This is a genomic window from Flavobacteriaceae bacterium, assembly GCA_014075215.1.
Lineage (GTDB): Bacteria > Bacteroidota > Bacteroidia > Flavobacteriales > Flavobacteriaceae > Polaribacter.
Window position 1 is genome coordinate 3,950,093 of record CP046177.1, and the last position, 11,753, is coordinate 3,961,845.

The following is an 11,753-nucleotide window of genomic DNA, read 5'->3' on the forward strand; positions in this document are numbered from 1 at the left end:
TTTATAATTTTTTTGGAGCTATAATGTTTCGTGTAAAATATCTAATGGGTTATCATCTAAAATAGATACCTCCGTTTCATTTTTGGAAGCACTTACGCTTAAAATCATTCCTAATGCTACGCATGTCATCCAAATAGAGGTTCCTCCGCTACTAATTAAGGGGAGTGTTTGTCCTGTTACCGGTAGTATATTTGAAGCTACCGCCATATTAATACAGGCCTGAAAAACAATAGGCAAACCCAATCCAATAACTAGTAAAGAACCAAAAATGGTATTGGCTTTTTTAACGGTAATAAGAATCCTGAAGAGCAATAAAAAATATACAAAAGCAATTAGCAGTGCTCCCAACAAACCGTATTCTTCAACAATAATGGCATAAATAAAATCCGAAGAAGACTGAGGCAAAAAGTTCTTTTGTATACTTTTGCCGGGACCTTTCCCGAAAATGCCTCCTGTTGCTATTGCTATTTTGGCTTTTTCTACTTGATAATTTTCAGCACCTTCAGGCTTAAAAAAGTTTTCAATTCTATTTTCCCAGGTTTGTAACCTGTCGGGCATTGCGTCCGGAAATGCCTTTGCAACCAGCATAAAAAGCAATAATCCTATAGTGCCGGCTCCGAGAATATATGCAATATATTTTAACGGATATCCTCCGATAAAAGAGACTACAATGATCATACAAAAAATAATTGTCGTAGTAGAAAAATTTGCCGGTAAAATAAGTATGAATATCAGCCCTACGGGCAACCACAGTTGCCATAAACTTTGCCTGAAAATAATTGTTTTTCCCTTATTTTTTGCCAGATATCTGGCTACGTATGTCATCAGTACCACACCTGCTAATGTAGAAGTCTGAAAACCGATGCCTATAAACGGAATACGAATCCACCTGCTTGCATATACCCCTCCAATAGTAGTTCCTTGCAGTAATGTATAGATCAATAATATAAAAACTACAGGTAACATAATGACCGAGCCCCCGCTAAAATAGCGATAGGGAATTTTATGAATAAGGTAACTGATTAAAACCCCTATCATTAGTAATACGATATGTTTTATCAAATAACCGAGAGTTGAACCCGACCCCACCACATATACCAAATTGATACTCGCACTGTATATAGGCATAAAAGAAAAAATGGCCAGTACAGCTACAATGGCCCAAATGGTTCTATCTCCTTTTATATGTTTAAAAATCGTTTTCATTTATTCTTATCACCTATAACGTAGGGAGTCTTAAATGCTCTTTATCTTTCTATAATATTACCCTGTTTCTATGATGTTAACTTTTATTTTTCTCAGAAAACAATGTTATCCCCTAGTGTTATAAAAAAATCGAAAGAACTTGAAACTTTCTAACTTTCAACTGCTTTATAAATTCCTGACTGCATTTTTAAATTGCCTTCCTCGATCTTCATAATTCTCAAATAAATCAAAACTTGCACAAGCCGGAGATAGCAATACCGTATCTCCTTTTTGTGCTATTTTGTAGGCTACCTTTACTGCTTCTTCCGCACTCACTGTTTCAACAATCATGTCAGTTACATCACTGAAAGATTTTAAAATTTTCTCATTTTCCGTACCTAAGCATACAATTGCCTTTACTTTCTCTCTTACCAAAGGCAGCAAATCATCATAATCATTTCCTTTATCTACTCCACCAACAATCCAGACAGTAGGTGTATTCACGCATTCCAAAGCATAAAACGCAGCGTTGATATTAGTCGCCTTTGAATCGTTAATGAATTGTACTTCATTTACTTTTTGTACATGCTCTAATCGGTGTTCCACTCCTTCAAAATTCGAGAGACTTTCTCTCAAATCGTGATTTCTAACCTTTAACAATTTTGCTACTAAAGCAGAGGCCATTGTATTTTTAATATTATGTTTTCCTTGTAATGTTAGTGTAGCAATACTCATGGTAAATTCTTCTGTATTTAGTTTTATTTGTATATTATTATTTTTTAAAAATGCTCCGTACTCTATTTCTTTTTCCAGTGAAAAAGGTACTAACCGGGCATTGATCTTATGTTTTTTTAGCCACTGATCAATAGTCATGTCGTCTGCATCATAAATCAAAAAATCTATCGATGTTTGGTTTTCCGTAATTCTGAATTTGGATGCTACATATTTGTTAAAATCATATTCATATCGCTCCAGATGATCAGGTGTAATATTGGTAATGACAGCTATATGGGGCTTGAATTTCCGGATTCCGTCTAACTGAAAGCTACTGAGTTCTATTACGTAGTTCTCGTAAGCGTTTTGTGCTACCTGCATGGCAAAACTATTTCCAATATTTCCTGCAATACCTGTATGAATTCCGGCTTCTTTTAAAATATGATGTGTTAATAAGGTAGTAGTTGTTTTTCCATTCGATCCCGTAATACCTATCAGCATGGCATTTGTGTATGTTGCAGCAAATTCAATTTCCGATACCACAGGTATTTGATGAGTATTTAATTGCTGAACTATAGTTACCTTTTCCGGAATACCGGGACTTTTCATCACCATATCGGCATGTAGTATTTTTGCTTCGGTATGTTGATGTTCTTCAAAATCGACCTTATGATGTAACAGTACTTTTTTATAATGACCGGCAATCGCATTTTTATCGGAAACAAACACATCATATCCTTGTTTCTTTGCTAAAACTGCGGTTCCTACTCCACTTTCACCTCCACCGAGAATTACCAGTCTTTTCATTTGATAATTGTTATTTATTTTGAATTCTGTTTTTCATTTTTTATTTACGGGTTTTTGTTCCATACATTATATCTTATCTCAATTTTAATGTTACAATTGAAAATACGGCTAACAGGATTCCTATAATCCAAAAGCGGACAACAATTTTGCTTTCGTGGTACCCGGACTTTTGAAAATGATGGTGAATGGGCGACATTTTAAAAATACGTCGCCCGACTCCCAATTTCTTTTTAGTGTATTTAAAATAGGATATCTGTAATATTACCGACAGGTTTTCTATGATAAATATGCCTGCCAAAATGGGTAGTAATAATTCTTTTCTGATAGCAATGGCAATGACTGCTATCACCCCACCTATGGCCAGACTACCCGTATCGCCCATAAATATTTGAGCAGGATAGGTATTATACCATAAAAAGCCTATCAAAGCTCCTGCAAAAGCAAATATGTATACTGTTATTTCTCCCGAATTCGGGATATACATTATATCCAGATAATCTGCGAAAATGATATTTCCGGATATCCATGCAAAAACTGCCAGAGAGACAACAATAATTGCCGAAGAACCAGCTGCAAGGCCGTCTATTCCATCTGTCAGGTTTGCACCGTTAGAAATTCCGGTTACAATAAAAATAGTAATTGCAATAAAAACAATCCATCCGTATTTTTCAAAATCCTTTCCAAAGACAGTGAGTGCTTTGGCATAATCCAGCTCATTGTTCTTAAAAAACGGAACGGTGGTTTTTGTGGATTTGCGGGCTTCTCCAAATGCTATTTTTCTCCCATCGGTTTGTGCTATTTGTTGATCTTCCGGTAATTGCTCTTTAATGGTAACTTCTTCATGAAAATAGAGCATGCATCCGACAATTAAACTCAGACCTACCTGACCCAGTACTTTAAATTTTCCTTTTAATCCGCTTTTGTCTTTTTTAAATACTTTAATATAGTCATCTAAAAACCCGATAAAGCCCATCCAAACCTTAGTAATTAGTAAGATAATAACGTAAATATTGTCTAATTTACACAGCAATACAACCGGTATCAGAGTTGCCAGAATGATCATAATTCCTCCCATAGTCGGGGTTCCTGCTTTTTGTTTTTGACCTTCCAAACCTAAATCCCGTACGGTTTCTCCTACCTGTTTTTCCCGTAGTATCCGAATGATCTTCTTTCCAAAAACAGATGAAAACAACAGCGATATGATAAATGCCATGGCAGCGCGGAACGTAATGTATCGAAATAGTCCTGCCCCGGGAAAGTGAAATTGATTTTCTAAATATTCGAATAGGTAATAGAGCATTTACGGGTTTTTATTTATTGAAAACAGTTTTTTATTTCTTCTACATCTGAAAAATAGGTTCGTACGCCATTTATTTCCTGATATGTTTCGTGCCCTTTCCCTGCAATTACAATGATATCTCCGGAATTTGCCATTTGATATGCTGTTCTAATCGCTTGCTTGCGATTTAAAACAGATAGTGTTTTCTTATAGTTTTCCGGAGTTACTCCTGCCTCCATTTGTTCCAGAATAATTTGAGGATCTTCTGTTCTTGGGTTGTCAGCAGTAAAAATTGCCTGATTGCTTAATTGCGAAGTTATATATGCCATTTTTGGCCTTTTCAAAGCATCTCTATCTCCTCCGCAACCGACAACTGTAATGAGTTTTTCGCTTCCTGTTCGGATATCATTTACAGTTTGTAACACATTTTTTAGAGCATTCGGAGTATGTGCATAATCTACTATTGCCGTAATGTTATTTTCCGAAATGATATATTCAAATCTTCCCGGAACACTTTCCAATTCACTTATAACCCGTAATACTTCTTGTTTTTCCAGCCCTAACAAATCTGATACCGAGATAATTGCCAATAGGTTATAGCTATTAAAAACACCTGTTAATGCAGTCCAGATTTCTATCCCTCTGTAATTGATCAGTGTCCCTGATATTCTTTTTTCAATGATCTTCGCTTTATAATCTGCATGATTTTTAAGAGCATACGTTTTTTTCTCCGCCTTTGTGTTCTGCAGCATAATGACTCCATTTTTATCATCGGCATTGACTAGTGCAAATGCATTTTCAGGTAGCAAATCGAAGAATGTTTTTTTTATATCCCTGTATGCAGCATAGGTTTTGTGATAATCCAAATGGTCATGTGACAGATTTGTAAAAACTCCGCCTCTAAAATTCAGTCCTTCTGTTCTTTTTTGATGAATTCCGTGTGAACTCACTTCCATAAAACAATAGTCAATACCTGCCTTTACCATTTCATGCAAATAGCGGTTAATGGTTACCGAATCCGGTGTGGTATGTGTTGTTGGGTATTCTTTATCTCCCACAAGTATTTTTACTGTTGAAAGCAATCCCGTTTTTTTTCCCGATTTTCTAAATAGTTGATACAGTAAAGAGGCTACGGTTGTTTTGCCGTTGGTTCCTGTTACACCGATCAATTGCAATTTAGAGGACGGGTTGTCATAAAAATTTGCGGAAACAATTGCCAATGCAGTAGCAGCGTCCCCGACTTGAATATAGGTAACATGCCTGGTTCTGTTTTTTGGAATTACCTGACAAATGATAGCACTTGCGCCTTGTGTTATGGCTTCCGAAATATACCTATGCCCATCTGTAGTCAGCCCTTTTTGAGCTACAAAAAGTGATTTTTCAATTACCTCCCTGGAGTCAAAAACTATTGCAGAGATAGGAATATCAACCTTTCCGTAAATAGTATCAACCGAAACCTTGTGCAATATGTCTTGTAGTAATTTCAACTATAATAATTTTAAAACAATGGTTTTTCCTTTCACTAATTTCTCTCCGCTTTGTATGGATTGCGATTGTACTTTTCCAACACCAAACGTCTTTATTTTTAGGCCGATATTTTCTAATAAAGGAATGGCGTCCATGACCGGCATGCCACTGACATCAGGCACTTTTGTATAGTTCTTTTGTATCTTTTCATGATGAGCAGTATACAGTTTTTCTATACTCTTAAAAGCTTCTTTATGAATATCCACCTCATCATCAACCGGTGTATTTGTATATATTTTTTGAGCAATTTCTTTAAATACCGGAGCTGCAACAGTGGCTCCGTAATACCCCTTTTCCTTGTTAGGATCATGTATCACAACAATACAGGAATATTTGGGTTTATCCACAGGGAAAAAACCCGCAAAGGAGGCAATATACCTTTCACCTGAGTATCCTCCCGGTACGCGGTTGCCTTTTTTATCTGTATAAGAGGTGATATATTTTTTTGCCGTACCTGTTTTTCCTGCCATTGAAAAATTCGACGAATAAATATTGTCTGCAGTTCCTTTTAATACTACATTTTCCAGTACTTTTTTTACTTTTCTAATGGTTGACGGTGAGGCTATCTGTGAGCGGATCACTTCAGTTTTAAAAGTTTGAGTTGTTTTATTTTGATGTCGCAATTCTTTAATAAACTGCGGTTTTACCATTACACCGTCATTAGCAATGGCATTATAAAAAGTCAGCATTTGTAATGGTGTCAGGGAAATTCCATATCCCCATGACATCCACTCCAAGGATGTTTTATACCAGTTTTTTTTGTCTTTGGGGTTTCTTATATAAGGGTTCCCCTCTCCTTTAATAGGGATCCCTATTTTTTCTGTCAACCCAAATTGTTTCATTTTGCTGTAAAACTTTTCCGGTTGATGGTCGTAATGTTTTCTGATGAGTTTTACAATCCCCACATTGGAGGAAACTTCAAAAGCTCTTGCCGCAGATATTATTCCATATCCTCCCGTCTGAGAATCTTCTACTTTGTCTCCATGAATAAATATTTTTCCTCTTTCGGTATCAACTACCGTAGCGGTATCAATCATCTTATCATCTATGGCAGCCATCAGGCTTGCAAGTTTGAAGGTAGAACCCGGTTCGTGAGCTTCCCAGATGGCATAGTTTCTTTTCTCGTAGTATTTTCCTTTAGGCGTTTTTCCCAGGTTTGAAATCGCTCTTATTTCACCAGTGGCGGTTTCCATCACCACAGCGCATCCGTGATCCGCTTCAAAATATTCCAGTTGCCTAAGCAATGCATGGTGTGTGATATCCTGAATATTCACATCAATCGTAGTAATGACATCCGATCCGTCTAACGGCTCTTTTTCATTGACATCATTAATGGGTTTCCATTGGTTTTTGGCTATTTTTTGCTTCCATCGCAAACCATTTACACCTGTCATCTCATCTGCAAAAGCTCCTTCAATTCCGGCTTCTCCTCTGTAATCATGATAGCCAATGGTTCTTTCTGCTATTTTACCGATAGGGTGTTCGCGAACCGTTTTGTGCTCTGCAATAAAACCTCCCTTATAAATGCCCAGTTTAAAAATAGGAAATGTCTTCATCTTTATATATTCATGATATCCTATATTTCTCGCAATTAGCAGATAACGATTCTTCTTTTTTCTTGCATTTCGTATTTTTTTATAGTAATAGGCTACCGATTTTCCTAATAATGCTGACAATGATTTGGATAAAGCCGCTATGTTTTTATCAAAAACTTCTTTTTTTACTGTCATTGCATCCATTCTAATGGTATACTTAGAGACAGAAGTGGCTAATAATTTTCCGTCCGAAGAATACACATTTCCTTTGTTTGCATAAATCGTATCCTGTCTTTTTGTAATTTCGGTAGCAAGTTTTTGATATTTGTCTCCTTCCGTATACTGAATGCTTACTACTTTAAAAACAATCACACAAAGAAAAACGGCCATGAAAGCAGCTATCATGTAAAACTTTGTCAATATACCCTCTTTAAATGTGTTCACAGTATTATTCTTTTTTTGAAATGACTCTTATTTTGGTTGGTGGGGTATGGGTTGGAAATAGTCCTATTTCTTTAGCCTTTTGCCTTATATTCGATTCCATTTTCATTTGCATCAAAAGAGTTTCGGAAGCTATATACGCTTCTCTTAGTGCAATCCTTTTTTTATGTAACTCCGAAATTTTTACTACTTTCTTATCTGCATCATGTGCACCGGAAATCATCATTAACAGCAGCAGCACTATAAAAATGATGATTCGCCAATTTTTAAAAGCAGATTCATCTGTGAGAAAACTTCCTCTTAAAACATCATATATGTTCTTTCTGACCTTTGGCATTTTAAGTATTTAAAGTTGCAATTCGTAATTTGGCACTACGGGCCCTGTTGTTTATTTTTATTTCTTCCGGTGCAGGGGTAATGAGTTTTCCAACTTTTTTTAGAGGTTCATTGGTATTGCCAAAAAAATCCTTTTCGACTTCTCCGCTAAACGTACCTGTTTTAATAAATCTCTTAACCAACCTGTCCTCTAAAGAATGGTATGAAATAACACTTAATCTCCCATCATTTTTTAATAAATCCGGCACTTGCCGTAAAAAATCTTTTAACGCCTCTAACTCTTTATTTACTTCAATTCGAATAGCTTGAAATAATTGCGCTGTCATTTTATGTTCTTTTGAAACAGGTATATATCTTTTCAAAACCTGCTTTAATTGAAAACTTGTTTCTATCTTTTTATTTTTTCTTTCCTCTACAATAGTTTTTGCTATTTTTCTTGAGTTTCTCAATTCTCCGTATGAGGAGAATATGTCGGATAGTTCTTCTTCCGAATATTCATTGACAATTTTTTTTGCCGAAACAGCAGATTTCCGATTCATCCTCATATCCAGATCGGTATCAAATCTTGTAGAAAACCCCCTCTTTGCCGTATCAAATTGATGGGAAGAAACTCCTAAATCAGCCAAAATTCCATCTACTCTCCTAACTTTGTAAAATTTCAAAAACCCGGAAATAAGTCTAAAGTTCCCCAAAATCAATGTAAATCTTTCATCATCCATTGCATTAGCCAAAGCGTCCCTATCCTGATCAAAAGCAAACAGCTTCCCTTTTGGTCCAAGTCTTTTTATAATTTCTCCCGAATGACCTCCTCCGCCATACGTAACGTCCACATAAACCCCATTTTCTTTTATAGCTAAAGCAGCTACACTCTCTTTTAGTAATACGGAACTATGATAATTCATTCATATCCGTATTTCCCATGACCTCTTCTGCCAGTGAAGCAAAATCAGAAGCAGATACATCTACTGCTTCTTCATAATTGTCTTTATCCCAAACTTCAATAATATTGATAGCCGAAGACAATACTACTTTTTTATCAATATTAGCAAAGCCATATAAATCTTTCGGAATCAATAATCTACCGGACACATCTAATGCTATCATTTTTACTCCGGCAGTAAACCTTCTGATAAAATCATTGTTCTTTTTCACAAACCTGTTTAGGCCGTGAATTTTCTGCATCATTGCATTCCATTCCTGCATAGGATATAACTCCAGGCAGGGTTGAAAAACGCTTCTTTTCATTACAAATCCTTCTTGTAAGATAGGTGCTAACTGTTTTTTTAGAGCAGCAGGCAACATCAACCTTCCTTTGGCATCTGCCATACATTCGTATGTTCCTGTTAAATGTACCATCTCTTTACTCCCCGGATTTTAGTTCAAATGTAAAAAAAAAATACCACTTTTTACCACTTTTTACCACTTTGTTAATAAAATTTTAAAAAACAACTTTTAAATAATCCGGAAACTGATAATTCAAAATCGATGGATTCTTATAAAAAAGAATTACATTTGCCGCCAAGTTCAATGTATAGACAATGACTAAAAATCTTATCACTGAGGGAGGGTACAACTATATTGAAGCCGGTGAAGGAAGATCTATCATAGTTCTTCATGGCCTGATGGGAGGGCTCAGCAATTTTGATGAGGCTTTTCAACATTTTTCAAAAATAGGATATAAGGTCTTAATGCCTGAACTTCCGTTATACACTTTACCACTTCTAAAGACAAATGTTAAAAATTTGGCGAAGTTTATTCGCAACTTTATAGCGTACAAAAACTTAAAAGATGTTATTTTGCTGGGTAATTCTTTGGGAGGTCATATAGGTTTGTATTATACCAAACATTACCCTGGGGATATTGCTGCTTTGGTACTTACCGGAAGTTCCGGTTTGTATGAAAAATCTATGGGTGACAGCTATCCAAAAAGGGGGAGCTATGAGTATGTCGAGCAAAAAACCAAAAGTGTTTTTTATGATCCAAAGGTAGCTACGAAAGAGCTTATTAATGAGGTTTACAAAATTGTTAATGATCGAAATTCCGTCATCAGGACATTGGCAATTGCCAAAAGTGCGATCAGACACAACATGGCAAATGATCTGCCAAATATAAAGCAGCCTACCTGCCTTATCTGGGGAAAACAAGACCATGTAACTCCTCCTGAAGTAGCGGAAGACTTCCATAAATTACTGCCGGATTCCGATTTGTTCTGGATAGATAAATGTGGTCATGCTGCCATGATGGAAACTCCTAAAGAGTTTAACTCGATATTGGAAAAATGGTTTCGGGAAAGAGATTTGTAGCTAATGAAAATTAAATCTGCCGATTTTATCATTAGCAATACGGATGTATTCAAGTGCCCCAAAGACAGCATTCCGGAATATGCTCTTATCGGACGATCTAACGTCGGAAAATCCTCATTGATCAATATGTTAATGGCGCGAAAAAATTTAGCAAAAACATCGGGAACTCCCGGGAAAACTCAACTCATCAATCATTTTAAAATAAATAATGAGTGGTTTTTGGTAGACTTACCCGGTTACGGGTATGCTAAAGTTTCTAAAGAAAAGAAAGCTGGTTTTGGGTATTTTATTAAGGATTATTTTAAACGAAGAGAACAATTGGTATGTGCTTTTGTTTTAATAGATTCCAGGCATGACCCTCAAAAAACAGATCTGGAGTTCATGCGGTTTTTAGGAGAACATCAAATTCCGTTCTGTATTGTTTTTACGAAAGCCGATAAGTTGGGAAGCTCAAAACTGAATAAACAAATTACTTCCTATAAAAAAAGATTATTACACACCTGGGAAACCGTTCCTACTACTTTTATTACTTCCTCACCTTCCGGGCTTGGGCGCGATGAATTTCTAACATTTATTCATAAAGTCAATCAGGATATTGCGGATGATTTTATGTAACTTCTATGCATTCTATTAAGGGTATGTTATCTGTTTTATACGAAGACAATCATATGATTATTGTCAATAAAAAAGCCGGAGATATTGTGCAGGGCGACAGAACAGGAGATATTCCTTTGAGCGAGTTGGTTAAACAATATCTAAAAAAAAAGTACCACAAACCCAATGATGTTTTTTTAGGTGTCGTACACCGATTAGACAGGCCCACAAGCGGCATTGTATTATTTGCCAAAACTTCTAAGTCTTTGAGGCACCTGAATGAAATGCTACGAGAAAAGCAAATACAAAAAACCTATTGGGCCGTTGTTAAAAACAAACCCGTAAAAGATCATGATACCCTTATTCATTTTTTAAAGAAGAATCCCAAAAGCAATAAATCTACCGTTTTTAGTAAAGAAACTCCGGGTAGTAAAAAGGCTGTTTTACACTATAAAGTCATAAAATCATTGACTCATTATTTTCTACTGGAAATCCATCTGGAAACCGGCAGACATCACCAAATCAGAGCACAGCTTTCTTTTATAGGAAGCCCTGTAAAAGGAGATTTAAAATACGGTTTTAATCGGACTGTTAAAAACAGGAGTATATACTTACATGCAAGAAAAATACAATTCATTCATCCGGTAAAAAAAGAAGAAATTCAAATTACTGCTCCTCCTTCAAATGATGTGATTTGGCACACTTGTTTATAATAGGGTTTCAAGTTTGAAAGTTCCGAGTTTAAAGTTCGTTCATTTTTAACAGTATGAGACCTTTGCAGAATTGATTTGACAAAAAAGTTCGACGCCCGAAGAACATTTTCAACCGGAATAACCTATTGGTTTTGAGGATTTAAAATTTTCGAGAAGAAAGAAATCTGAAACTAAATCAATTCAAATGCGGAATATATCACTAACGGCAAAGGTCTCAGTATGGTTTTTTTAATAAAAATTACCGGAGGCTCTATATCCGTTTTTCAAATGACAATAGATTAACCCTTCTTCGCTCTACCCTTTTAAAACACAGGAAAAA

11 protein-coding genes are annotated in these 11,753 nt (G+C 35.8%); 3 read left to right on the forward strand and 8 right to left on the reverse strand.

Going from position 1 to position 11,753, the window contains the following annotated elements; all coding sequences use genetic code 11:
- Positions 1-18: 18 nt before the first annotated feature.
- The 8 genes from GKR88_19640 to GKR88_19675 form a co-directional block, all read right to left on the reverse strand.
- Positions 19-1,206 carry a cell division protein FtsW gene (locus GKR88_19640; protein QMU66276.1) on the reverse strand — a complete coding sequence of 396 codons (1,188 nt, stop codon included), beginning with the start codon at positions 1,204-1,206 and terminating at the stop codon, positions 19-21.
- 165 nt (positions 1,207-1,371) lie between these two features.
- Complete coding sequence (gene murD / locus GKR88_19645) at positions 1,372-2,706, reverse strand: UDP-N-acetylmuramoyl-L-alanine--D-glutamate ligase (GenBank protein QMU66277.1); 1,335 nt, start codon at positions 2,704-2,706, stop codon at positions 1,372-1,374.
- Between the two features lie 73 nt (positions 2,707-2,779).
- Positions 2,780-4,006 carry a phospho-N-acetylmuramoyl-pentapeptide-transferase gene (locus GKR88_19650; protein ID QMU66278.1) on the reverse strand — a complete coding sequence of 409 codons (1,227 nt, stop codon included), beginning with the start codon at positions 4,004-4,006 and terminating at the stop codon, positions 2,780-2,782.
- 14 nt (positions 4,007-4,020) lie between these two features.
- Complete coding sequence (locus GKR88_19655) at positions 4,021-5,472, reverse strand: UDP-N-acetylmuramoyl-L-alanyl-D-glutamate--2,6-diaminopimelate ligase (protein QMU66279.1); 1,452 nt, start codon at positions 5,470-5,472, stop codon at positions 4,021-4,023.
- Positions 5,473-7,437: a PASTA domain-containing protein gene (locus GKR88_19660; protein ID QMU66792.1), complete on the reverse strand. Its 1,965-nt coding sequence runs from the start codon at positions 7,435-7,437 to the stop codon at positions 5,473-5,475.
- Between the two features lie 58 nt (positions 7,438-7,495).
- Complete coding sequence (locus GKR88_19665) at positions 7,496-7,825, reverse strand: S-adenosyl-methyltransferase (GenBank protein QMU66280.1); 330 nt, start codon at positions 7,823-7,825, stop codon at positions 7,496-7,498.
- A gap of 1 nt (position 7,826) precedes the next feature.
- A complete protein-coding gene (gene rsmH, locus GKR88_19670) occupies positions 7,827-8,726 on the reverse strand; it encodes a 16S rRNA (cytosine(1402)-N(4))-methyltransferase RsmH (GenBank protein QMU66281.1) in 900 nt (299 codons plus the stop codon).
- Positions 8,713-9,180: a division/cell wall cluster transcriptional repressor MraZ gene (locus tag GKR88_19675; protein QMU66282.1), complete on the reverse strand. Its 468-nt coding sequence runs from the start codon at positions 9,178-9,180 to the stop codon at positions 8,713-8,715. The genes rsmH and GKR88_19675 overlap by 14 nt, the downstream gene beginning before the upstream one ends.
- Before the next feature lie 182 nt (positions 9,181-9,362).
- On the opposite strand from GKR88_19675, the gene GKR88_19680 reads away from it, so the two are divergent.
- Genes GKR88_19680 through GKR88_19690 form a run of 3 tightly spaced genes read left to right on the forward strand, consistent with a single transcriptional unit; the run spans position 9,363 to position 11,434 of the window.
- Entirely contained in the window at positions 9,363-10,127 is a 765-nt protein-coding gene (locus GKR88_19680; GenBank protein QMU66283.1) for an alpha/beta fold hydrolase, read from the forward strand.
- Between the two features lie 3 nt (positions 10,128-10,130).
- A complete protein-coding gene (locus GKR88_19685; GenBank protein QMU66284.1) occupies positions 10,131-10,742 on the forward strand; it encodes a YihA family ribosome biogenesis GTP-binding protein in 612 nt (203 codons plus the stop codon).
- Positions 10,743-10,747: 5 nt separating this feature from the next.
- Positions 10,748-11,434: an RNA pseudouridine synthase gene (locus GKR88_19690; protein ID QMU66285.1), complete on the forward strand. Its 687-nt coding sequence runs from the start codon at positions 10,748-10,750 to the stop codon at positions 11,432-11,434.
- Positions 11,435-11,753 lie beyond the last annotated feature (319 nt).